The organism is Subtercola boreus (assembly GCF_003399625.1).
Lineage (GTDB): Bacteria > Actinomycetota > Actinomycetes > Actinomycetales > Microbacteriaceae > Subtercola > Subtercola boreus_C.
Map to the genome: position 1 here is coordinate 103,513 of NZ_NBXA01000003.1, position 22,633 is coordinate 126,145.

General features: G+C 68.9%; 21 protein-coding genes. 7 read left to right on the forward strand and 14 right to left on the reverse strand.

All coding sequences use genetic code 11. The features are described from left to right. Nucleotides 1–4: 4 nt before the first annotated feature. The 4 genes from B7R21_RS02245 to B7R21_RS02260 form a co-directional block, all read right to left on the reverse strand. Nucleotides 5–943, reverse strand: a complete 939-nt coding sequence (locus B7R21_RS02245) for a linear amide C-N hydrolase (RefSeq protein ID WP_116281624.1) — start codon at nt 941–943, stop codon at nt 5–7. Nucleotides 944–994: 51 nt separating this feature from the next. After that, complete coding sequence (locus B7R21_RS02250; protein ID WP_116281625.1) at nt 995–1,201, reverse strand: DUF2945 domain-containing protein; 207 nt, start codon at nt 1,199–1,201, stop codon at nt 995–997. Nucleotides 1,202–1,308: 107 nt separating this feature from the next. Next, nucleotides 1,309–2,598: an adenylosuccinate synthase gene (locus B7R21_RS02255; RefSeq protein WP_116281626.1), complete on the reverse strand. Its 1,290-nt coding sequence runs from the start codon at nt 2,596–2,598 to the stop codon at nt 1,309–1,311. Between the two features lie 3 nt (nt 2,599–2,601). Next, a complete protein-coding gene (locus B7R21_RS02260; protein WP_116281627.1) occupies nt 2,602–3,063 on the reverse strand; it encodes a DUF3151 domain-containing protein in 462 nt (153 codons plus the stop codon). Nucleotides 3,064–3,225: 162 nt separating this feature from the next. Here B7R21_RS02260 and B7R21_RS20365 point away from each other — a divergent pair, with 162 nt between their 5' ends. The 5 genes from B7R21_RS20365 (at nt 3,226) to B7R21_RS02285 (ending at nt 9,176) form a co-directional block, all read left to right on the forward strand. After that, entirely contained in the window at nt 3,226–4,608 is a 1,383-nt protein-coding gene (locus tag B7R21_RS20365; RefSeq protein WP_216364080.1) for a hypothetical protein, read from the forward strand. A gap of 82 nt (nt 4,609–4,690) precedes the next feature. Then, the gene (locus B7R21_RS02270; RefSeq protein WP_116281628.1) at nt 4,691–5,398 is read left to right on the forward strand and encodes an AfsR/SARP family transcriptional regulator; all 708 of its coding nucleotides are present in this window, start codon (nt 4,691–4,693) and stop codon (nt 5,396–5,398) included. Between the two features lie 36 nt (nt 5,399–5,434). Further along, nucleotides 5,435–6,130, forward strand: coding sequence for a TetR/AcrR family transcriptional regulator (locus B7R21_RS02275; protein WP_116281629.1), 696 nt, complete (start codon nt 5,435–5,437; stop codon nt 6,128–6,130). Next, nucleotides 6,127–6,864 (forward strand): hypothetical protein, encoded by a 738-nt coding sequence (locus tag B7R21_RS02280; RefSeq protein WP_116281630.1) that lies wholly within the window; start codon nt 6,127–6,129, stop codon nt 6,862–6,864. Before B7R21_RS02275 ends, B7R21_RS02280 begins: the two co-directional genes overlap by 4 nt. Next, nucleotides 6,861–9,176 (forward strand): YhgE/Pip domain-containing protein, encoded by a 2,316-nt coding sequence (locus B7R21_RS02285; RefSeq protein ID WP_116281631.1) that lies wholly within the window; start codon nt 6,861–6,863, stop codon nt 9,174–9,176. The genes B7R21_RS02280 and B7R21_RS02285 overlap by 4 nt, the downstream gene beginning before the upstream one ends. Nucleotides 9,177–9,309: 133 nt before the next feature. On the opposite strand, the gene B7R21_RS02290 is transcribed toward B7R21_RS02285, so the two are convergent. The 8 genes from B7R21_RS02290 to B7R21_RS02325 all read right to left on the reverse strand — a co-directional run bounded on the left by B7R21_RS02290 (nt 9,310) and on the right by B7R21_RS02325 (nt 18,373). After that, complete coding sequence (locus tag B7R21_RS02290) at nt 9,310–10,890, reverse strand: molybdopterin-dependent oxidoreductase (RefSeq protein WP_116281632.1); 1,581 nt, start codon at nt 10,888–10,890, stop codon at nt 9,310–9,312. Between the two features lie 30 nt (nt 10,891–10,920). Beyond that, nucleotides 10,921–12,198 carry an MFS transporter gene (locus B7R21_RS02295; RefSeq protein ID WP_116281633.1) on the reverse strand — a complete coding sequence of 426 codons (1,278 nt, stop codon included), beginning with the start codon at nt 12,196–12,198 and terminating at the stop codon, nt 10,921–10,923. Beyond that, entirely contained in the window at nt 12,195–13,526 is a 1,332-nt protein-coding gene (locus B7R21_RS02300; protein WP_116281634.1) for an NtaA/DmoA family FMN-dependent monooxygenase, read from the reverse strand. Before B7R21_RS02300 ends, B7R21_RS02295 begins: the two co-directional genes overlap by 4 nt. After that, nucleotides 13,523–14,221, reverse strand: coding sequence for a cysteine hydrolase family protein (locus B7R21_RS02305; protein WP_253259598.1), 699 nt, complete (start codon nt 14,219–14,221; stop codon nt 13,523–13,525). The genes B7R21_RS02300 and B7R21_RS02305 overlap by 4 nt, the downstream gene beginning before the upstream one ends. Beyond that, nucleotides 14,218–15,354, reverse strand: a complete 1,137-nt coding sequence (locus B7R21_RS02310; RefSeq protein WP_116281635.1) for an LLM class flavin-dependent oxidoreductase — start codon at nt 15,352–15,354, stop codon at nt 14,218–14,220. The genes B7R21_RS02305 and B7R21_RS02310 overlap by 4 nt, the downstream gene beginning before the upstream one ends. A gap of 21 nt (nt 15,355–15,375) precedes the next feature. After that, entirely contained in the window at nt 15,376–16,482 is a 1,107-nt protein-coding gene (locus tag B7R21_RS02315) for an ABC transporter substrate-binding protein (RefSeq protein WP_116281636.1), read from the reverse strand. Between the two features lie 104 nt (nt 16,483–16,586). Next, a complete protein-coding gene (locus B7R21_RS02320; protein ID WP_116281761.1) occupies nt 16,587–17,528 on the reverse strand; it encodes an ABC transporter permease in 942 nt (313 codons plus the stop codon). Continuing rightward, nucleotides 17,525–18,373 carry an ABC transporter ATP-binding protein gene (locus B7R21_RS02325; protein ID WP_253259599.1) on the reverse strand — a complete coding sequence of 283 codons (849 nt, stop codon included), beginning with the start codon at nt 18,371–18,373 and terminating at the stop codon, nt 17,525–17,527. The genes B7R21_RS02320 and B7R21_RS02325 overlap by 4 nt, the downstream gene beginning before the upstream one ends. Nucleotides 18,374–18,633: 260 nt before the next feature. Between B7R21_RS02325 and B7R21_RS02330 the strand changes: the two genes are divergently transcribed. Further along, the gene (locus tag B7R21_RS02330) at nt 18,634–19,521 is read left to right on the forward strand and encodes a DUF4190 domain-containing protein (RefSeq protein WP_147305776.1); all 888 of its coding nucleotides are present in this window, start codon (nt 18,634–18,636) and stop codon (nt 19,519–19,521) included. Between the two features lie 6 nt (nt 19,522–19,527). Here B7R21_RS02330 and B7R21_RS02335 read toward each other — a convergent pair whose 3' ends face one another. Further along, nucleotides 19,528–20,001: a VOC family protein gene (locus tag B7R21_RS02335; protein WP_116281638.1), complete on the reverse strand. Its 474-nt coding sequence runs from the start codon at nt 19,999–20,001 to the stop codon at nt 19,528–19,530. Nucleotides 20,002–20,116: 115 nt separating this feature from the next. Here B7R21_RS02335 and B7R21_RS02340 point away from each other — a divergent pair, with 115 nt between their 5' ends. Next, the gene (locus tag B7R21_RS02340; RefSeq protein WP_116281639.1) at nt 20,117–21,136 is read left to right on the forward strand and encodes a helix-turn-helix transcriptional regulator; all 1,020 of its coding nucleotides are present in this window, start codon (nt 20,117–20,119) and stop codon (nt 21,134–21,136) included. 18 nt (nt 21,137–21,154) lie between these two features. Here the strand turns inward: B7R21_RS02340 and B7R21_RS02345 are convergent, their stop codons facing one another. Then, complete coding sequence (locus tag B7R21_RS02345; RefSeq protein ID WP_172592012.1) at nt 21,155–22,489, reverse strand: HNH endonuclease signature motif containing protein; 1,335 nt, start codon at nt 22,487–22,489, stop codon at nt 21,155–21,157. Nucleotides 22,490–22,633 lie beyond the last annotated feature (144 nt).

Here is a 22,633-nt window from a genome sequence, read left to right on the forward strand (position 1 = left end):
AGCCTCAGTACGCCAGCACCGCCGGCTCGAACCGCGCCTCGGACGCCCCCACCAGCGTCTCGTCGCGCGGGTCGAGCCGCAGCACCTCTGTACCGTCGGCGAGGTCGGCCAGGCTCACCCAGAACATGCTGGGGCTCCGGGTCGACACGAAGTAGTAGATGCCGTTCGTGAGGTCGGCCCCGGCCTCCCACCAGGTCGGGTAGACGCCGCCGTCCTGGTACGGCGCACCGTACGGCACGGCCACGTTCTGGATCAGCTGGAACACCCCCGCGACCGCCTGCTGCAGGTTCTCGGGCTCGGGCAGGTAGTGGCGGAAGTAGCTGGCTCGCACGAACCGGTCGAGCGACGTGATGTCGCCGGGTGGCGTGAGCGTCCCGCCGAACGGGGCGTAGCGGGCGAGGTTCGCGAGCTGGGCATCCATCACCGGGGAGTTCGCCATCACGCTGAATTCGCGGCCGTGGTGCACGACGATCCGGTCCCCCTGCGGCTCGAAGATCGCGGAGTCGCCCGAGGCGTCTTCGATGGCGAGGTGCACGCCGAGGCGCTGGCCGCGGAGTTCGGGCGCGGTGATGCGGATGTCGCCCACCGCCAGAACCGCTTCGGCCACGGTCGCGAAGGTGTCGAGCACGTACTGCACCCAGAGCGAGTTCGGCACGGCCGGCCGGTCGTCGACCGGCCACTCGCCGACGTCGACGGGGTCGAGGTAGAGGCCGTGGACGGCGAGGCCCTTCTCATTCAGACCGTCGGACGTACCGAGCCGCCACATGCTGAGCACGACGCTTGAGTACTTCGACGTCCAGCCCAGGGCATCAGCGCCCTGCCCACCCCGGGAGAGGCCGCGGGGCACGAACCAGAGGTCGGGCTCGTCGCTGACCTCCCAGTCCATGCAGCGGGCCACGGTGGTGGCGATGGGGTTGTCGTTCCAGAGGATCCGGGTGCACATGTGGCCAGAGTAGCGCGCCACGGTTCCGGATGCCCGCGGCCTGCCGCCGCGCTACTTCTTCTTCAGCGCATCAGGCTTGTGCACGGCCTCGCCACCCGACTTGTCGCTCTTGACGAGGTACTGAGGGTCATCCTTCGAGGCCTTCACATCACGCTTGGCCGCGTGGGTGTCGGAGGTGATCTTCTTCTCGACCTTGCCCTCGGCCGTCGACCCGTGGGACTGCCAGGTGACCTCGTCACCCTTCTTCAGTTCGCTCATGCTTCGACGCTACGCTCCGGGCTCCGGATGCTCGCGGGCTTGTTTCAGCGCCCCGCGCGCCGTACCCTGCCGCCGCCAGAGCCCGAGCAGGTCAGAGCCCGAGCAGGTCAGAGCCCGAGCAGGTCGTGCCGCACGACGATCTCCTCGCGGCCGGGGCCCACGCCGATCGCCGAGATGCGCGACCCGCTCATCGCCTCGATGGCCAGCACGTAGCGCTGGGCAGCGGGAGGCAGGTCGTCGAAGGTTCGGGCGCCGGTGATGTCCTCGTCCCAGCCCTCGAACTCCTCGTAGATCGGCACCGCGTGGTGGAAGTCGCTCTGCGACACCGGAACCTCGTCGACACGCACACCGTCGACGTCGTAGGCGACGCAGACCGGGATCGTCTTCAGGCCGGTGAGCACATCGAGCTTCGTGAGCACGAAGTCGGTGACACCGTTGATGCGCGCCGAATAGCGCGCGATGGGGGCGTCGTACCAGCCGCAGCGACGCGGGCGGCCGGTGGTGGTGCCGAACTCGAAGCCGTTTGCGCGGAGGAACTCGCCCGACTCGTCGAAGAGCTCCGTCGGGAAGGGGCCGGCGCCGACGCGGGTCGTGTACGCCTTGACGATGCCGATCACGCGTTCGATGCGGTTGGGGGCGACACCCGATCCGGTCGAGGCGCCACCGGATGTCGCGTTCGACGACGTGACGAACGGATAGGTGCCGTGGTCGACGTCGAGCATGGTGGCCTGGCCGCCCTCGAAGAGCACGGTCTTGCCGGCGTCGAGGGCCTGGTTCAGCACGAGCGACGTGTCGACGACCATCGGGCGGAGGCGGTCTGCATACGAGAGGAGATTCTCCACGATGTCGTTCACCTCGATGGCGCGGCGGTTGTAGACCTTCACGAGCAGGTGGTTCTTCTGATCGAGCGCGCCCTCGACCTTCTGGCGCAGGATGTTCTCGTCGAAGATGTCCTGCATGCGGATGCCGAGGCGATTGATCTTGTCGGCGTAGGCCGGGCCGATGCCGCGACCGGTCGTTCCGATCTGGCGTTTGCCGAGGAACCGCTCCGTGACCTTGTCGAGCGTGCGGTGGTAGGCGGTGATCACGTGGGCGTTGGCGCTGATCAGCAGGCGGGAAACATCCACACCCCGGGAGGCGAGAGCCTCGAGCTCGTGGAACAGCACCTCGATGTCGACGACGACGCCGTTCGTGATGACCGGAGTGACGTTGGGGGTGAGGATGCCCGACGGCAGCAGGTGCAGGGCGTACTTCTGGTTGCCCACCACGACGGTGTGGCCGGCATTGTTGCCTCCGTTGAACTTGACCACGTAGTCGACACGGGTGCCGAGGAGGTCGGTGGCCTTACCTTTGCCTTCGTCGCCCCATTGGGCGCCGATCAGAACGATTGCGGGCACGTCTCAGAGCCTTTCGGATGCTGCGGAAGAGGGTTTTTCGATCGCCGCGGCGGCCGTCGGGTCGGCGCCGTTCAGGAACTCGGTGAGCCGCACGACCTCGTCGGTCTCACCGATCGCCTCGGCACCCCGGCGGAGGGCGTAGAGCGAGCGGAGAACCCCGCGGTTCGGTTCGTGCGACCACGGCACAGGGCCGTGCCCGCGCCAGCCGCCCTTCCGGAGCGCATCGAGGCCGCGGTGGTATCCGACCCGGGCGTAGGCATACGACGGAAGGATCTCGCCGGCCTCGAAGGCCCGGTCGGAGAGCAACGCCCAGGCGAGCGACGACGTGGGGAACTGGCGTGCGAGCGCCTCGAGTTCGGGGCCACCCGGCGAAACACCGGGGTTCGCGGATGCGGCCAGAGCCTCCTCCACACCATCGGGGTTCAGCAGGGTCGGGGGCACTCCCAAGAGATTTTCACCAGTCACACTCGATTCTATCGCAGACCCTCCCCCGGCCCCCTGGCAGGCGTCACAGCCGAGTCACGCAACAGTCACGCACGGGTCACGCGCGAGTCACGAAGAGGTCACGAACCGTGGGGAAGAATACCCCCGTTGAGGGGTACTTAACGTATGACGAGGGGCACAGCCGTGAACACGACCACAGCGCAACCGAAGGCCGCACACCACCATCGAAGGCGTGCCAAGCGCGGGGCCCACGGCCTCAGCCGACTGGCATCCGTCCGAACGATCGGACTGTTCGCAACCGTCACGATGTTCGTGGCCTTCATCGCCCTGACCCTCGGCACCATCGGTGCCTACCCGACGGCAGCCGTAGCCGCGGAGCCGGTCTCGCTCGGCCTGTGCAACGGCTCCGACAACGTCGGCGGCCAGGAGGTCAGCTGCGACACCATCGTCGAGAACACCCTGAACCTCCAGACCGGTGCCACCACCTCGGTGACCGTCGTCACCGAGTGCCACGGTGCTGCAGGCGCCACCACCTGCAACACCGTGACCACGCCCTCCGATGGCCTGGTGAACTCGGTCGCCCAGTGCAACGGATCGGGTAACGGCGGCGGCGGAGTCGTCGCCTGCACCGTCTCTGTGCAGAACACCATCATCGGCAACTCCACGTCGAGCCCCGCCACCATCAACCAGTGCAACGAGTCCGGCCAGGGCGGCGGCGCCCTGACCGTCGCCTGCTCCCCGATCGGGAACACCACCAACGCGACCATCACGCAGTGCAATGGATCGGGCAACGGCGGCGGAGCCACCATGCGCGTGCAGTGCGACGTGACCACGTCGACCCAGACGACGGCCATCCCCGTGCTCGTCGACCAGTGCAACGGATCGGGCAACGGCGGCGGAGCAACCGTCACGTGCACGACGTCGATCACCACGATCATCCAGCCCGGCGAGGTCATCCCGCCCACCGGGACGCCCGTGCCCACCGACACCCCGGCCCCCACACCCGTGCCCACCGACACCCCGGCACCCACACCCGTCCCGACGGACACCCCGGCGCCCACACCCGTCCCCACGGACACCCCGGCACCCACACCCGTCCCCACGGACACCCCCGCACCGACACCCGTCCCGACCGACACCCCTGCGCCCACACCCGTCCCCACAGACACCCCCGCACCGACACCCGTCCCGACCGACACCCCGGCCCCGACCCCCGTCCCCACGGACACCCCCGCACCGACGCCCACGCCGACCATGACGCCGACCCCCACAGCGACGCCCACACCCGGCCCGACAGCCACCCCCACCCCGACGGCGACCTCCCCGGCGTCACCCGCACCCACCACCACCCCGACGCCCACGCCCACAGCGAGCACCCCGTCGACGGCCACACCCGTGACACCGGGTGGGTCCTCGGGCGGCGGCAGTGAACTGGCCGAGACGGGCGCCCAGCTCGCACCCGTCTTCGGTGCCGGATCCATCGCCTTGCTCGCCGGAATCATCGCCCTCCTCGCGGTCACTATCACACGTCGCCGCAAATCAGGAGACCTGCGCCGAAAGATGTAGTCGCAGTTAGGATTCCGAGTACCCCCAGACCCCGGGTGCTCGGTTTTCTTCTGCTCCCTATCCTTCCGGAAGGTCGCTACAGATGGTGCGTATCTCCCTGTTGGGTGGATTCTCCATCTCGGGCACCGGAAGCCGTGAGACCTCCTCCGGTGCCCGGCGTCTTCTGGCCTTCCTGGCGCTCAGGATGAACAGTGTCAACCGCGCCAGCATCGCCGGCAGCCTCTGGCCCGAAGCGACCGAACACAAGGCCAGCCTCAGCCTCCGTTCGACCCTGACCCGAATGGATCCGGAGCACCGCGACCTTCTCGAGGTCGGCTCCACCACCCTGGCGCTCTCCGAAAAGGTCGAGGTCGACCTGCACTACTCGCACCGCCTCGCACTCCGGCTGCTGCCGATGAACACGGTGCCCCTGCTGGCCGACATCTCCACCTCTGCCGTGGCCGCCCTCTCCGACGAACTGCTGCCAGACTGGTATGACGAATGGGTGATAGCCGCCGCGGAGGACTGGCGCGGGCTCCGGATGAACGGGCTCGAAGCCCAGACGAGGGAGCTCGTCAGGCTCCACCGCCTACCCGAGGCCGGAGTGGCCGCCCGGGCCGCAATCGCAGTGGAACCGCTCCGTGAGAGCGCCCAGGCCGCCCTCATCCGCGTCCATTTCGCTGAGGGCAACCAGTCCGAAGCATTCCGCGTCTACGACCGCTACGCCCTCCTGCTGGATGACGCCCTCGGGCTCGCTCCGACCGCGCTGCTGACCGCCCTCGTTCGAGCTCAGCGGGGCGCTCTACAATAACTTGCACACCGCTGTGCAAGTTATTACGATGGAGGAGTGACCACACCTCTTCGAACGCCCGGTAGCCGGGTTCCGCGCCGGGATGCGACAGAGAACCGCCTGGCGATCCTGGATTCCGCCCGGGTGCTGCTGAACCGCGATCCAGAAGCGTCGCTCGACGCGATCGCGACGGGCGCCGGACTTTCTCGCCGGGCCATCTACGGCCACTTCGCCACCCGCGACGACCTCGTCACCGAGCTCCTCTCGTCGGGGAGCGAACGGGTCATCGCCGCACTGGATCACGTCGATCATCCGGATTCCCGCGTGGCGATCGCACGGATCGGCGCCCGGCTCTGGTCGGAGGTCGAGAATGTTCGCGTCATGGCTCAGCTCGCCATCCGTGGGCCCCAGCGGTACGCCGTCGCCCGCACCCTCTCGCCCGTTCGGCATCGGCTCCTCAGCATCGTCGTGGCGGGCATCGACGCGCACGAGCTCCGCCAGGACATGGCACCGGGCACGCTGGCCGCCCTCATCGAGGGTTCGGCGCTCTCCGTGCTCGATGAGGCGATCCGGTCGAACCTGTCGAACCGCGACGGACACCGGCTCGTGATGGTGGCGGCTCTCGCCGTCGCCGGGCTCTCCTGGCGCGAGGCAGCGGAGGTCATCGACGGCCACGACGAGCTGCGGTTCGGCTCGCAGCCACAACCAGAGCCAGAGCCACACACGACCGACCCCGAAGGGAAGACAGCGTGAGGATCACACTGCAGGGCGTCGCCAAGGGCGACCAGGGCGAGAACCTGCCCCCGACCAGCCTCGAGTACCAGTCGGGCGGCGTCACCGTGGTCGCCGTCGAGACGGCGCAGCGCCCGACCGTGCTCGCGCTCCTCGCGTCCGGGCGGATGGCTCCCGACCACGGCACGGTGACGATCGACGACGCGGACGATGCGCCGCGACTGCGCTCGGTGACGGCGATCGTCGACGCACCGGATGTGAGCGAACCCGTGGGCGATCTGAAACTGAAGGCGGTCGTTCAGGAGGAACTGATGTTCGCCGGGCGGCCGTCGAGCCGCGCTGCGACCGCGCAGACGCTGGCAGAACTCGATGCCACGGAGTTCTCGGGCTGGGAGATCCAGAACATCCCGACGGCGGTGCGGCTGCGGATCCTCACCGAGCTGGCCTCGGTGCGCCCCGGCGTCGAAGCCCTCGTGCTCGCCGCACCGGATCGGCGCGGCAGCGATCCGTTCGACTGGTGGGCGGTCGCCGCCGACTTCGCGCTCCGCGGGTTCGCAGTGCTCGTCATCGCAAGCCCCGCCTCAGCCGACCTGCTCTCAGAGGTCGCCGCCCGGTTCGAAACCGAACGCCTGGCCGAGCTGGAGCGCCGCGCGGCCGCCGCCCGCGCCGAGGAGGCTGCCCGCCTGGCCGACCTGCTCGAACCCCCCACCCCCGCCGACACCACGGAAATCACGGAAATCACGGACCCCTCATGAAGATCGTCACGCTTGTCACCACCGAGTTCCGCCGTCTCACGGCGACCGGGTTGGCGCGGTTGGCGCTCGTCGCCCTCATGCTCGTTCCGGTGCTGTACGCGGGCCTCTACCTCTGGGCGAACAGCGACCCGTACGGGAGCATCAAGAACATTCCGGTGGCCCTGGTCGTCGAAGACACCGGATCCACTCTCGACGGCACGGCCGTGAACTACGGCGCGCAGGTGCACGATCAGCTGATCGCCGACAACAGCGTCAAATGGGAGGACGCGACCGCCGAACAGGCGGCATCCGGAGTGAAGAACGGTGAGTACGACTTCGTGCTGACCCTCGGCCCCGACTTCTCGAAACTGCTCACCTCGGCGGGAACCGCAACGCCCCAGCAGGCCGTCGTGCAGCTCACCACGAACGACACGAACAGCTTTCTCGCCTCCTCCATCGCCGCCACCGTCGCCGAGAAGGTGCGGCTGAGCATCAGCGAGCAGGTCGGTGAGGCTGCGGCGCTGCAGTTCCTGAACGGGTTCGCCACCATCCACGACAACCTGTCGACCGCGGTGGATGGCGCGAACCAGCTCGTCGACGGCACGGGTCAGGCCGAGTCGGGGTCGGCGAGGCTCGCCGACGGTGCCGCCACGGCGAACACCGGAGCAGAGGCGCTCGCCTCAGGTGCGGCGACGGCTGCAACCGGCGCGTCGACGCTCGCGACAGGTGCTGCGTCGGCGGCTACCGGCTCGGCCACGCTGGCCGATGGCGCCTCGCAACTGGCTGCGGGAGCATCCACTCTGTCGACCGGTGCGCGAGCGAGCGCCGACGGCGCGTCGACCCTGGCATCGGGGGCAGCGCAGACGAACGCCGGTGCCCAGAGTCTCAGCTCGGGGCTGTCGACCCTCAGCAACGGGGTCGCAGGCCTGCCGGCTGACACCACCCGCCTGGCTGCCGGGGCAGAGCAGGTCGCCGACGGGAATGCGGCCCTCGCCTCGGCGGCTGACTCGGTGACGACCGCGACCAAGGATGCTGCAGACCAGGTACCCGTCGTACGGAGCGAGATCGTTGCCGGGCTGAAGGCCCAGGGGCTGACCGACGCGCAGATCGAGAAGGCGATCGCCCCGCTCGACACGGTCGGTACGGCGATCACGGACGGCAGCAAGCAGGCCGAGCAACTCGACGCCCAGGTGTCGGAGCTCTCGGGCGCCGCCGCCCAGGTCGCGGCCGGAACGAAGAAGCTCGCCGACGCGGCACCCGGTCTCGCCGACGGAGCAGCGAACGCCGCTGCCGGTGCCGCAACACTGGCGGGAGGCACGGCCCAGGTCGAGGCGGGAGCGTCGGCTCTGGCTGGCGGAACGCAGAAGGTCGCCGACGGCGCCTCCACGCTCTCGTCGTCGGCCGCACAGCTCTCGGCCGGGGCATCCACGCTGGCCTCCGGTACCGCGCAGGTCTCCGATGGGGCGGCCACGCTGGCGGAGGGTAACGGCCAACTGGCAGAGGGGGCATCCACCCTCGCCGGCGGAACCCAGCAGCTCGCCGACGGTTCCGCGACGCTCGCGTCGGGCGCCGCACAGCTCGACACCGGTGCGGTGAAGCTGCGGGACGGGCTCGTCTCCGGGGTCGACCAGATCCCGTACTACACGCCCGACCAGCGGCAGACGGCGGCGGCGACCATCGCCACCCCGGCCGTCGTCGACACCGACACGGTCACCAAGGCGACGACGTACGGCGCCGGCATGGCTCCGTTCTTCATCAGCCTGGCGGCCTGGATCGGGATCTACGCGCTGTTCCTCATCATCAAGCCGCTGTCACGGCGCGCACTGACCGCCATCAAGGCTCCGCTTCGCGTGACGGCGGCGGGCTGGCTCGCCCCTGCACTCCTCGGTGCGTTGCAGATGGCTGCGGTGTACTTCGTGGTGACCGTGCCGCTCGGCTTCACCGTGGCGAACCCCGCTCTCATGCTGTCGTTCATGGTGTTCACGTCGATCACGTTCGTGGCGATCATCGGGGCGCTGAACATCTGGCTGGGCAGCGTCGGGCAGTTCCTCGGGCTCGTGCTGATGGTACTGCAGCTGGTCACAGCGGGCGGTACCTTCCCCTGGCAGACGCTGCCCGGGCCGTTGGCGGCGCTGCACCACGTGCTGCCGATGAGCTACGCGGTGGACGGCATCCGGCAGCTGATGTACGGCGGTGACCTGTCGCTCGCGCTGAACGACGTGGGAGTGCTTGCCATCTGGTTGCTCGGGGCACTGGCGTTCTCGATGTTCCTGGCGCGCAAGAAGACTGCGGCGCGGACTCTCCGCGACCTGCGCCCCTCGCTGATCGGCTGACCGACTGAGCTGTCGCCGCGTGGGTGCGTGACTGAAAGAGGATGACAGCAGCGGTACGGCCCCCAGGGGCTTACCGGGCGCGTCATCCTCTTTTACGTGCAGGCGGGGGGCGGGGACGGGCGCGGACGCCGCCTCAGTTCACGTGCACCTTGATGGTGTGCCAACCCGTGGAGCCGTCGGGCGCGGGGGGAGCCTCGTCGGAGGTCTGCGTGTAGCCGCCGTCGTCTGTTGCGCGCACGGAGATGGCGTGATCGCCCGAGGGCGCATCCCACTGCAGCACCCACTGCCGCCAGGTGTCCGCGGAGATGGCATCGGCGAGGGTGGCCTTCTGCCAGTCGCCGCCATCGACCTGCACCTCGACGCCCTGCACACCGGTGTGCTGGGCCCACGCGACGCCGGCGATCGGGATCGTTCCGGCGCTGAGGCTGCTGCCCTGCCGGGGAGTGTCGATGCGTGAGGAGGTCTTGATCGGGCCGAGGGCGGTCCAGCCGCGCGGGGTCCAGTAGCCCATGTCGGCGGCGAACGTGGTCACCTTCATCTCCACGACCCACTTCGTGGCCGAGACGTACCCGTAGAGCCCGGGGACCACCATGCGCACGGGGAAACCATGCTCGACGGGCAGCGGCGATCCGTTCATCCCGACCGCCAGAAGGGAGTCACGCTGGGTGTCCTGCAACACCTCGAGCGGAGTGCCGGCCGTGAAACCGTCGGAGCTCCGGGAGAGCACCATGTCGGCCCCCGCCGTGGGCTTGGCGCGCGCAAGGAGGTCGCGGATCGGGTAGCCCAGCCAGAGGGCGTTGCCGATGAGGTCGCCGCCGACCTCGTTCGAGACGCAGGTGAGCGTGGTGTAGTTCTCGACCAGCGGCAGGGCGAGGAGGTCAGCGAAGGAGATCTCCACCTCGTTCTCGACCATGCCGACGATCTTGAGGCTCCAGGTGTCGGGGTTCAGCTGCGGCACCTGCAACGCTGTGTCGATGCGGTAGAAGTCGGCTGCCGGCGTGACGACGGGGCTGAGGTTCGTGATTCCGAGTTCGGTTCCGGCGGGCAGTGCGGCTGCGGGAGTGGATGCCGCGGGCAAAACGAGAGCGTTCCGGGCGGCCGTGACGACTGCTGCCCCGGCGTTCATCACGCGGGCACCGGCTCCGACGATGGCCGAGGCGGCTGCCGCGACGACCACCCAGGTCAGGAACTGGCGGCGTTCGAGCGCTGCGGGGGCGGTGCGGATGGCGCGGGTGCCGCCCGCTCGGGCTGCCGGGCGGCTCGCAGCCGAGTCGGCGCGCACGACCCAGCGTCGCAGGCGCGTCTGGAGCGCGTTCAGCACGACGACTCCCACGAGCATCCCGACCACTGTGGGCACGGCGGAGATGCCGGAGGCGCCCTGCCGCGTGGTCACGGCGAACACCGCGATCGCCGAGAAGACCACGAGGATCACGGTGCCGATGGGGCGGCGACGGTACTCCAGCCAGCCCGCGAGGGCGGCGCCCACCGCCACCACGATGGCGAGGATGGTGAGCAGCGCGGCCTTGTCTCCGGTACCGAAGAGCGAGATCGTCAGCTCTTTGACGCCGGGCGGTGCGAGGTCGATGACCAGGGAGCCCACGGCGAAGAGCGGACTGGACTCAGCACCGACAAAAAGCGCGACCAGCTCGGCTGAGGCGAGAACGCTCGCCGCAGCGACAATGCCCGTGAGGGCGGCCCACATTCCGCGTCGCATGCTCAAACCCTACGCCGCCTCTGCTTGGTGTCACCTGCGAGGCCGCTGGACAGCGGGGCGGGCGGAGCGCGCGAGGCCGAGGTACACCGCCAGCGCGACCACGCTCACCGCCGCGAGGAGCGCCACCGCCCACGTCACCCCGAGAGCATCGAACACCGAGCCGAGCGCGAGGGGGCCCACCACAGCACCCGCATCGCCGACCGTGCGGAAGAGGCCGACCGCCCCGCCCACCCGCGACCGCGGCGTGACATCGGCGAGGATCACGCCCGGCACGAGACTTCCGACGCCCGAGAGCACCCCGGTCGCCACGATGAGCGCGCCGAAGAACCAGGGCGACTGCGCCAGCGGATAGAGGCAGATCGCGCCCGCCGCCAACAGGGTGGGAACGATGAGCAACCCGAGGCGCGCGCCCGCGTTCAGACGGCGGCCGACCCACGGGAGCAGGGCGAGCGACACCACGGTCGTCAGACCGTAGGCGATCCCGAGCGTGAGCGGCGTGAGCCCGCCCCGGTCATATGCCAGAAGAGGAATGAGCGACTGGTCGCCGCCGAACCGCACGAAGAAGATGCCGAAGGCGAGCACGCAGATGCCGACCAGCACGCGCCGGCGAGCCCGGGCATCCATGCTGCCCGCGGGTGCGGATGCCGCACCGACCTCCGAGGCACCTCCCCCGGTGTCGGGGGTCTCTGCAGCGGCATCGCGCACGAACTCCGACGACCAGAAAGCCGGGCTGGGGCGCACCAGCGCCCAGACGATCACCCCGATCAGCGGGATCGCCGCCACCACGAAGACGAGCGGAAGCGTGCCGAACGTCAGTACGACGCCGCCGAGCACCGGACCCACCGCCGCTCCCGCCAGTTGCACGGCCTGTACGGTCGACAGGATCGAGCCCCGGTTCGCGGGCGTGGTGCGCTGGGTGAGCACCGCGAGCCCCACCGTGACGGCCGCGCCGCCCAGGATGCCCGCCAGGAACCGTGCCGCGATGAGCAGCACGACGTTGTCGATGAAGCCGGTGACGAGGGTGAGCAGGGCGAGGGCTCCGGTGGCGCCCAACAGCAGAGTCCGGGCGGGCACGCGCTTCAGGAGGAGCCCGGCGGGCACATTCACGAGCAGCCGCCCGAGCCCGAACGACGACACGATCAGCCCCAGGATGACCGCCGAGGCACCGAACTGCTGGGCGTACTGCGGCAGCGCCGGCACCAGCGCACCCCACGTCATCTGGGAGGTGCCGACCAGCGCGCAGACGAGAATGACCTGCTCCCAGGGCACCTCGAGGCCCGCCGGCGGTTTCCGGGAGGTATCGGTCACGCGAGCAGGTTCTCGCGGAGGGTCCCGCCGGGGTAGGCGGGCCCGACCGCACCACGCCGGCGGAGTTCCGGCGCCAGCAACTCCACTACGTCGGCGAGCGACGACGGGGTCGAGAGCGGGTTCGCGATCATGAATCCCCCGCGGGATCCTGTCGCCTCGAAGTTCTCCTCCAGAGCGTCGGCAACCGAGGCGGCCGTGCCGGCGTAGGTCTGGTCGTACCCGGTGGCGTAGCGCCAGCCCCGCTCGAAGAATTCGTCGCGCGACATCCGTGCGTCTTCGCCCACTTCGTCGATGACGAGTTGCACGAACCCGGCCTGGGTTCCTTCGGCGAGCCGGATCTGCTCCGCGACATCCGACAGGGTGAACGAACGGGCGAGGGTCGAGAAGTCGAAACCGCTGTTGTAGGAGAGGTATGCGCCGACCGCCTCGTGGCTCCAGACGTCGAGCATGGCCTCCTTGCGGGCGGCGGCCTCGTCGGCGGTGCGACCGAGGATCACCTGCACCGCCCAGAGGATCCCCACGCGAGCGGGATCCCGGCGGGCAGCGGCGAGCGCGGCATCCAGAGCCGTGCGGTGCCGCTGCTGCGATGTGAGGTGCCCGCCGATGCCGAAGATGATGTCGGCGAACTGGGCGGAGGCCGCGATTCCGCGGGGCGACGAACCGGCCTGCACGACAACGGGATGTCCCTGCGGGCTCGGCACCGAGTTGAGCGGCCCCTGCACCGCGAAGTGCGCTCCGCGGTGGTCGATCCGGTGCACACCGGCAGGGTCGCCGAAGACTCCGGTGGAACGGTCTGCGACGATCGCCGAGGGGTCCACCGAGTCCCAGAGGGCGGCGCAGACCGCCATGAACTCCTCCATGCGGTCATAGCGTTCGCCGTGCGGCGGCAGCATGTCGAAACCGTAGTTGCGCGCATCCGAGACCCGGGTCGACCCGACCACGTTGAACGCGATGCGCCCGCCGGTCACGTGGTCGAGCGAGTTGAGCAGCCGGGCCACGTAGTAGGGGTGCATGAACGTCGAGGAATATGTCAGCCCGAAACCGACGTGCGAGGTCACCTGCGCCATGGCGGCGATGTACGGGCTCATGTCCTGCCTCGGCCACTGGATGCCCCACTTCACGGCCGCGTCGAGAGAACCCTGCCAGGTGTCAGGAATACTCGTTCCGTCGCCGAAGAAGAGCATGTCGATGCCGCCGCGCTCCGCAAGAACGGCGAGCTCCTGGAACATGCGCACATCGGGATATGTCCGGCCCTCCCACGACCCGGGGCTCGCCCACTTGCCCTCGGTGTGCGTGAAGGAGAGGTCGAATGCGAGGTGCATGGTCATGAGGCGAGCCTCCAGAGCGCGACCACGTCGGCCGAGGTCACGACGACCCCGCTGTTCAGCGCCACATTCGCCAGCGAGTTCGCCTGGAGCTCGGCGTCGTAGGACGCCGTCGCGTCGGCGGGCACGAGCACCGGCCAGCCGGCCTGGAACGCGTCGCGGGCCGTCGCGTCGACGCAGCAGTCGATCGTGAGGCCCACGATACTCACCCAGTCGATGCCCCGCTCGCGGAGTTCGGCCTCGAGCGTCGTGCCGAAGAACCCGCTGTAGCCGCGCTTCGTCACGACGAGCTCGCCCTCGGCGGGCGCCATTCCGAACCACTCCGCCCCGGGGGTGCCGAGCACACACGGCTCGTCGGCTGCCGGCCAGGGCTGGTCGGCCGGGATGTCGCGGAGCCACAGTGACGACTTCCACGGCCTGTCGGCGGTCTGTCCGAGCTGGATCCACACCACCGGAGTGCCGAGTGCGCGGGCATCCTCGACGAGCGCGGCCACGGAGGCGACCGTCTGCGCGATGACGGGCAGACGGTCGGCGTCGACCCAGGGCAGATAGTCGGGGTCGGCGAAGGAGCGCTGCACATCGACCACGAGCAACGCTCCGGTCTGGCCCGGCCTGGTGAGCGCCGCGAGCTGTCGCTCGCGAAGACCCGCGTTCGGCTGGTCGGCGCCGTGCAGGTCGCCACCAGCCGTCTCGTTCACAGCGACATCCGCTCGTCGAACGAGGCGAGGAGCCCGGAGGTGTCAGCCCCTGCAGTCGAGGCGGCCCCGGCCTGGCCGGCGCCCGACCGATCCCCGCGGAGTTTCGGCATGACCTGTTCACCGAACGGCGGCAGGTCGTCGTGGTACTCGGGGAAGACGATCATCAGCCCGTCGATGTCCGACGTCTCCATCAGCTCGTCGATGCGCTCGTGAATCGTCTCGGGCGATCCCGTCACCACGGCCGTCTGGAACGCCTCGAACTCCGGCCTGTCGGCGCTCATCGACATCGCCTTGTCAAGCGGAAGGCCCCACGAGAGCTTCATGTTCACAATCGCCTCGGTGTCGACCCCGCGGCCGTACTCGCGGAAGCGGGCCTCGGCCCGGGCATCCGTCTCGTCCATCACGACCGTGAGCATCGAATAGGTCTTGATCTCGCGACCCTGGGCGGCCGCCAGCTCCTTCACCTCGAGGCTGTTCTCGCGGAGGCCCGGCATGTCGGCGGCCGTCAGGAACGACCCGTCGACCCGCTTCGACTGGAAGTCGAGCCCCCGCGGGGAGCGCCCGGCGCTGATGAGCGTCGGATGCACGGTCGGGTGCGGCCGCGACTCGCAGTCGTCGAGCGTGAAGAACTCGCCGTGGTGGGTCACCGAGTCCTCGGCCCAGAGCCGCTCGATCACCTCGACCCACTCCTCGGTGTAGCGATAGCGGGTGTCGTGGTCGAAGTCGCTCCGCCACTGGCCCATCTGCTCGAACTCCCGGGCGTAGGCCCCGACGACGATGTTCAGTCCTGATCGCCCGTTGCTGATCTGGTCGAGCGTGGTGAACATCTTCGCAGCGACCGCGGGGTGGATGATGTTGGTGTGCACGGTGGCCCAGATCTTCACCCGGGTGGTCGCCTCGGCGAGCGCCGCCATCAGCGTGATCGACTCGAGCGTCTGGCCCCAGTGGTCGGTCGTGCCGCCGTAGCCACGCCATTTCGCCATCGACATGATGAAGTCGAAGTCGTTCTGCTCGGCCAGCACGGCCGCCTTGCGGTTGTAGTCGTAGGTGGCCTGGGGGTGGGGCGCCGTGGTCGACATCACCCACCCCCCGTTGCCGATCGGCAGGAAGATGCCGTATTCGCGCTGTTTCACGGGTGGAACTCCTCAGTTCGGTTACGGGGCCGGCCAGATGAGCTCGGTGCCGTTGTAGATGGCCGACACGATCGACGGGTCGGTGAAGGCCGAGACATCCGGAGCCGCCGTGAGCTGCTTGCTGTCGACGAGGAACGAGATCTCCTTGGCCATCAGGTCGGTGTTCAGCGAGCCGAGCGGCGTGCCGGCCGGCTGCGACGACGTGACAAGACCGGTCTCGGTCTTCCACACCTCCACGTTGTGGTCGACGTCGTAGCTCGCGCCACCGCCGGCGAGGGCGGCTGCGTAGCCGACGCACTCCGCGGCGTTCGTCTCGCAGTAGGTGTAGGCGTGGAACGCCGCGCGCAGGAAGTCCTCGGTCGTCGCCGTGTTGGCGGTGACGAACGCCGGGTTGGCGACGACGGTTCCGAACGTGCCCGGGATGCCGTAGTCCTCCGGGTTCCAGAGCTTCACATCGTCCCCGGCGGCCTTCAGTGTGAGCGGCTCATTCGACTTGTAGCCGGTGAGCGACTGCACCTGGCCACGCGGCAGGATGGTCGGGTCGTAGCCCACCACGACCTGGGTGATCTTCGAGACATCCACGCCGTTCGCGACGAGCATCGCGTTGATCTCGGGCGGCAGCTGGCCCTTCTGGCCGAGCGTCGTGCCTTCGAGCTGCTTGAGGTCGGTGATGTCGGTACCGGTCATCAGGGTCGTGATCGGAACCTGCCCGTAGGTCGCGATCGCTGTCACGTCCACCCCGTTCGACTGGGCGAGCAGCAGGTCGGAGTCACCTCCGAGGTCGGTGACCGTCGCCGTGCCAGCGGCCACGAGCTGGGCATTGCCGGCCGTGTCACCCGTGCCGGGCTGGATCTGCACGTCGAGGCAGAGTGCATCGAAGTAGCCGAGCTCCTTCGCCGCGAGGATGTCGAGGATCGACGCCGACGCCTGGTACTGGAAGCCCGTGATGTAGGTGATCGTGCCGGCGGCCTTGTTCGAGGCGCAGCGGTCTGCGGAGATGGCGCTGGCTGCCGACGCGGCGGGCGTCGAGGTGGAGATGCCGGAGTTCGAGCATCCGGCGAGCGCAAGCGCGGCAGCGGTCGCGACGGCGGCGAGGGTGATGAGGCGGGAGGTACGTCGGGTGGGCATATCTGACTCCTGATTCGGGGAAGGGGCAGAGAAACGGGTGCTGTGGTGCGGGTGGAAAGGAGAGGGAGAAGGAAGGGGCGAAGGAGGGCGGTGCGCGCGAGCGCTCAGCCGCGCTTCAGCAGCTGCGACTCGTGCCAGCGCAGAACCCGCTTCTCGAGCAGCGTCACGAGGAACAGCAGCACCGCACCCATGATCGCCAGGCACAGGATGGCCGCGTAGACCACCGCCAGCCGGGAGTTGGATGACGCCACGCTGATCACCGTGCCGAGCCCCTTCGCCGCGCCCGGGGCAGAGAACTCCGCCACCACAGCGCCGACGATCGACAGCGGGAAGACCACCTTCAACGCCGCGAACACATACGGCAGGCTCGATGGGAGCCGGAGGCGTGTCAGCACCTCCAGCCGCGAGGCCCTGAGCGTGGCGAACACCTGCAGGATCGGCGGCGACACCGAGTTGAGCCCCGTGATCACGTTCATCAGGATCGGGAAGAACGTGATGAGCGCCGTGACGATGAGCTTCGGTGCCGGCCCGAATCCGAACGCGACGACCAGCGCGGGGGCGATCGCCACCACCGGCGTGACGTTCAGCACGACGGCCAGCGGCATGATCGCCCGTCGGAGGATCCCGGATTCCGTCACGATCACTGCCACGATGAACGCCGCCACAAACCCGATCACGAGGCCGATCAGGGCCTCCGACAGAGTGATCCAGGCGTTCTCGAGGTAGAACGAGGGCTGCGTGATGATGGCCTGGCCGATCATCCCGAGCCGCGGCAGCAGGTACGTGTTGTTGATCGCAATGAGCTCCCACAGCACACCGGCCACGAGGAGCGCGACGACGACAGGCAGCCAGATCGTCGGGCGGAGGATCGACCGGCGCGGGTTCGACCGGCGGGGTGTCGACCGGCTGACGGATGTCGCGGCTGCCGCCGTTCCGGATGCGGTGGCCGCGGTGGCGATCGCGGTGTCGGTGGTGTCGAGAGGCAGCGCAGCATTTCTCGCGGCGTCGCTTCTCGCCGCATCGTTTCGTACAGCGTGGTTCGTCATCGGGCCACCGGCCCTGAAGCCCACGCGGTCTGGAGCTTGCCGCGGATGAGGTCCTCGTACTCGTGCATGGCCGCCGACTCGAGTAGCCCCTGCCGGCGAGGTCGTGGCAGGTCGATGTCGACCACTGCTTCGATACGGCCGGGCCGGGCCGACATCACCACCACCCTGTCGCTCAGCACGACAGCCTCGGAGACCGAATGCGTCACGAAGACGACGGTGGTGCGCATCTGCTCCCAGAGTTCGAGCAGCTGCAGCTGGATCGCCTCGCGGGTGAACTCGTCGAGGGCCGAGAACGGTTCGTCCATCAGCAGCACGTCGGCCTGGATGGCGAAGGCCCGGGCGATCGCGACCCGCTGCTGCATACCGCCGGACAGCTGGTGGGGCAGGCGGTCGAGCGCATCGCCGAGCCCGATCTTGGCCAGCAGGGCACGCGGATCGGCGGGGTCACGGTGAACGTGTCCGGGGAGAGTGCGCCGCAGCGCATCCGCCCGCCGGTTGACCTTCGACGGCAGCGTGACGTTGCCGACGACCGAGAGCCAGGGCAGCAGGGCCGGAACCTGCGGAACGAAACCGATCATCTTCGCAGCGCACGCCTGGTCGGGATCGGCCCCGAACACGGAGACATCGCCGGAGTCGGCCGTCTCGAGCCCCGCAATGAGGCGGAGCAGCGTCGACTTGCCGCAGCCCGACGGGCCGATGATGCTGACGAACTGGCCCCGGTCGACGGTGAGGTCGACGTGCGAGAGCGCCGTCACCTGAGCGGAGGAACCGGAACCGCCATAGATTTTGAGCGCGTCACTGACCACGATCTGGTCGGGTGAAGCATTCGCACGCGTTGTGCTCACAGTGGGCCTCCGGCATCGTGAAACAGCCTTGAGTCCATTAAAACGTGAATTCGGCCCATCTGGCCCTCCGGTGGTTTTCTCGTGGGTGCTGGCGCTCACGGACATCCTGTGCTGGCGGATGTTCGAAGCGGACTCGAGACGACGGGAGAGCGGGCGGAAGCGCAGGTCGACGGCCCGCGGGATCGTTGACATCCACGACACTAGGCGGGTCGTGTTTCGCGGAAGCCACCCATCGTGTTTCGGGCGTGTATCTTTTGGCCATGAGCACCCTGCCACAGCCGTCGCAACCGGATCGCCCGAACCTCAACGCCCTCGCGATCCTCTCGCTCGTGAGCGCCTTCTTCCTCTCGCTGATGGCGGTGATCACCGGGCACGTCGCCCTCTCGCAGATCCGTCGCACAGGCGAGCGCGGTCGGGAGTTCGCCCTGGCCGGCCTCATCATCGGCTACATCGGCCTGCTCAGCGGCTTCGTCGTGACCGTTCTGACCATCGTGGCGATCGTGTTCGCCGCGGCATCCGGAGCCTTCATCACCCACCGCAACGTGTTCACCACCCCTGGTCCGGATGCGCGGGGGCCCGGCAGCACGGCCGTTCCAGCGCCCACCGCCGCCCCCTACGCACCAGCAGCCCCTGACGCACCGGATACGTCAAGCGACATCACCTTCGCCGCGGGCACCACCCTCCGCGCCGGGATCGTGCCGCACATCAGTGACGGACTCCTCGGGGACAAGCTGTGGAAACTCACCACGCCCAAGGCCGACGGAACCTGGGTCTACTCCTCCACAGACGGGCGCTGCACGACGACGTTCCACGAGGGCGCCCTCGCCGCCGATCTCGACATCACGGCGGGCGACGACCTCGCCACCACCGACAGCTACCTCGCCGCCCTCACGTCGAGCTCGGCATCGGATGTCGCGGACTACGCCGACGACGACTACATCGCTCTCGGCCAGCCCGACGACAGCACCATCGTCGACACCCGCCGCCTCGCCGGGAACGACAGCAGCGGGCGCCCCCACGTGGCCGTCGCTCGCGCCTTCGCCGCGCTCGACCAGGGCGTCTCCATCAACATCGCCTGCGACACCAAATCGCAGGCCATCGACGCCTACGACCACGTGCTCACCGCAACGGCGCTTCTCGTCAACTGACCCGGCTCAGGCCGCGTACGCAGCAGCCACGTCGAGGATCCACGTCACGCCGAAGCGATCGGTGAGCATCCCGAAGCCGGGGCTCCAGGCCGGCGCCGCGAGCGACTCGACGACGGTGCCGCCGACCGAGAGTGCGGACCAGTAGCCCTGGACTTCCTCGAGGGTCTCGCCGCGCGCCGAGACGAAGAACGACTGGTCGGTCAGGGTCACACCGTTCTCGCGGTGCGTCGAGCCAGCCACACCGGCAGAGGCCGAACTAATACTGGCCTCCCCCGGCACGTCATATGCCATCACCCGGAACCCGTTCTCGCTCCCGACCTGGCCGAAGACGACATTCGAAGCGCCCGGGGCCCCTGCGGGCATCCCGAAGTCTCCATACGTCGCGATGACGAGCGGGCCGCCGAAGACGGACTGGTAGAACTCGAGTGCCGCCCGCGCCTCGCCGCGGAAGTTCAGGTGGGTCGTCGTCTGGATGCTCATGGTTTCTCCTTGTTCGAAAGGTTCTGCTCGAAGGTGCCGGGTGTCTCCCCGACAACATCGACTCTCCCAGCCGTCTAGGACAGTTTCGGTCCTCCACTCGAACTACCCTGAGATCATGGCGACAACGACCACGCGACTGCTGAACCTGCTCTCCCTGCTCCAGGCGAGGCGCGACTGGCCGGGTGCCCTCCTGGCCGAGCGGCTCGAGATCAGTCACCGAACAGTGCGCCGCGACGTGGACCGGCTCCGGGAGATGGGCTACAGCATCCGGGCCACGATGGGACCGGATGGCGGCTACCGCCTCGACGCCGGCACCGAGCTTCCGCCCCTTCTCTTCGACGATGACCAGGTCATCGCCCTCGCCGTCGCCCTGCAGTCGGCAACCGTCACCGGCGCCGGAATCGAGGAGGCGGCACTCCGGGCCCTCACCACCGTGCGGCAGGTCATGCCCTCACGCCTCCGCCACCGACTCGATGCGCTCCGGTTCGAGGTGATCCTCTCCCGACCCGTCGACTCCGTGCCCGCCACGGTCTCACCGGAGCTGCTGATCGCCCTGTCGACGGCGACGCGCGCTCGCGAAGTGCTGCGGTTCGACTACCTGAACGTCCGGGAGGATCCCGCCGCACCGAGACCACCCCGACGCGTGGAGCCGCACCACCTCGTGTCCTCCCAGGGCCGGTGGTACCTCGTGGCGTGGGACCTCGACCGCAACGACTGGCGCCTCTTCCGCGCCGACCGCATCACCCTCCGCACGCCGAACGGCCCCCGATTCGAACCCCGGGCGATCCCCGGCGGCGACGTCGGCGAGTATGTCGCCGCGCGCTTCAAAGGGTCCGAGAGCACCAACGTCTGGCCCTGCCGGGGAAAGGTCATCCTCTCCCTGCCCGTGGACGCAGTGCTGCCCTACGCCGAAGACGGCCTCGTCGAAGAACTCGACCCCGAACGCTGCACCCTGGAGTCTGGCGCCTGGTCATGGATCGCCCTCGCCGCCTCCCTCACCCGCTTCGACACCGACATCGACGTCATCGAACCGCCCGAACTCACCGAAGCGTTCGCCGCACTCGCAGCGCGTGCCGCCGCCACCGCCACCGCCTCCGCCACCGCCCGAGCCGGAGCAGCATCACACTCGCCGTAGGCCCTTCGGCTCCGGGGGTCAGAACGGGGCAGCTTCAACGAACTGAGGAGTCGGTCTCACCGCTTGGGTGGATCTCACCATCTGGATCGACCTCACCGCCGGGGCCGGCCTCGCTATCGGAGTGGGGTCGACGGTGTAGGCGAAGCCGGCCGGGGAGGTCCAGACGAGGGAACCAGCTGATCTCCCGGAACCGGGATGCTGCTCAACCTTCCACTCGGTGTGGTGCTTGACCTTGTGGTGACTGGCGCAGAGCGGACTCAGGTTGCCGAGCCTGGTCTCACCCCCCTCTGCGAAGGCGACCGTGTGGTCGAGGTCGGCTGTGGCCGCGGAGGTGCAACTCAGGGGGAAGGTGCATTCCGAATGCACCGTTCGAATGAGTTCATCGAGCGCGGCGGGCACCTTGTAGCTGGTGCGGCCGTAACTGAGCGCGACGCCCGTCACGGGATCGGTGAGCACACGCTGGAACGTCGGAGCACTCCGGGTGAGCTCGAGGGCGGTGAGCCGGTCGATCGGGCCGTAACCCTCGAGCTCAGCCGAACCCGCCTGCTCGTGACCGAGGAGGGTCAGCGCCGGAACGGTGACGCGAACGTGCGCGCGGAGTCCCCGCGGAGCCCCCGGAATCGATGACTCCCCGTTCAGCGCGAGGTCGGCGAGAGCATCGACCCTGAGCTGGGCGAGGGTTCGCGGGTCGCCAGAGGATTTCAGTGTGCGACCGAGACCCGTCGCCCGGTTGTGGATCGCTGCGGCCTCCACAGCGGGCAGGAACAGGCTGAGCCAGGCCATTCCGTCGGCTGCAGGGTCGAGCACGAGGCGACGGCCCTGCACTGCCCGCACATGACGCTCGACGGAGGTGGTCGGCTGGGCGTCTTCGACTGCTGCCCGAGCCTCACGCTCGAGCCGCTGGACACTCATCCGCTCGGCGATCGGAACGATGCGGGCCTCGTACTCGGGGACGGAATCCGGCGGCAGGAGGGCACCGTGCTGCACGATCTTCTCGGCATGACGGGAGGAGATGCTGCCGCGTTCGAGCGCTGCACGCGTCGCCGGGTACGGCCCAGCCAGACCCTCTGCGGTGTCGACTCGCCGCCGGGCATCCGTCTCGCTCAGGTGCGCGCCGACGGCCAGCTCGGTGATCACAGTGCGCTGCGCGACGACCCGCTGCGACCACTTGGGGCCACCCGAGGACTGGTCGGAGAAGTGCAGCGCGAGCCCCGCCACCCGCAGACGCTCGACGAGAACGAGCTGGGCTGCCGCGGCGCGCGCCGCCTGCTGCTCCCCCGCCAGGACGGCACGAGTGGCGGCAGCGAAGTCTGCGCGCAGCTGTTGCCGCCGCAGTTGCCGTTCGTCAGTCATGAGCACTCCTCGATTCATGACCCCAGTCAATCAGGTGAGGAGATGGCGATGGGCCCAATCGCGAAATCTGTGGAATGTCCGCGATCCAGCCCGCCTGTGGACGAGTGGAGCACGCTCGAATCGAAGCCGTGCGGCCGGGCCGCC

Bases quoted from the DNA above. Each gene is read 5' to 3' on its own strand.
- B7R21_RS02300 (WP_116281634.1), bottom strand. From the start codon at position 13,526: ATGACCATGCACCTCGCATTCGACCTCTCCTTCACGCACACCGAGGGC.
- B7R21_RS02250 (WP_116281625.1), bottom strand. From the start codon at position 1,201: ATGAGCGAACTGAAGAAGGGTGACGAGGTCACCTGGCAGTCCCACGGG.
- B7R21_RS02245 (WP_116281624.1), bottom strand. From the start codon at position 943: ATGTGCACCCGGATCCTCTGGAACGACAACCCCATCGCCACCACCGTG.
- B7R21_RS02335 (WP_116281638.1), bottom strand. From the start codon at position 20,001: ATGAGCATCCAGACGACGACCCACCTGAACTTCCGCGGCGAGGCGCGG.
- B7R21_RS02290 (WP_116281632.1), bottom strand. From the start codon at position 10,890: ATGCGACGCGGAATGTGGGCCGCCCTCACGGGCATTGTCGCTGCGGCG.
- B7R21_RS02315 (WP_116281636.1), bottom strand. From the start codon at position 16,482: ATGCCCACCCGACGTACCTCCCGCCTCATCACCCTCGCCGCCGTCGCG.
- B7R21_RS02320 (WP_116281761.1), bottom strand. From the start codon at position 17,528: ATGACGAACCACGCTGTACGAAACGATGCGGCGAGAAGCGACGCCGCG.
- B7R21_RS02330 (WP_147305776.1), top strand. From the start codon at position 18,634: ATGAGCACCCTGCCACAGCCGTCGCAACCGGATCGCCCGAACCTCAAC.
- B7R21_RS02340 (WP_116281639.1), top strand. From the start codon at position 20,117: ATGGCGACAACGACCACGCGACTGCTGAACCTGCTCTCCCTGCTCCAG.
- B7R21_RS02270 (WP_116281628.1), top strand. From the start codon at position 4,691: ATGGTGCGTATCTCCCTGTTGGGTGGATTCTCCATCTCGGGCACCGGA.
- B7R21_RS02285 (WP_116281631.1), top strand. From the start codon at position 6,861: ATGAAGATCGTCACGCTTGTCACCACCGAGTTCCGCCGTCTCACGGCG.
- B7R21_RS02345 (WP_172592012.1), bottom strand. From the start codon at position 22,489: ATGACTGACGAACGGCAACTGCGGCGGCAACAGCTGCGCGCAGACTTC.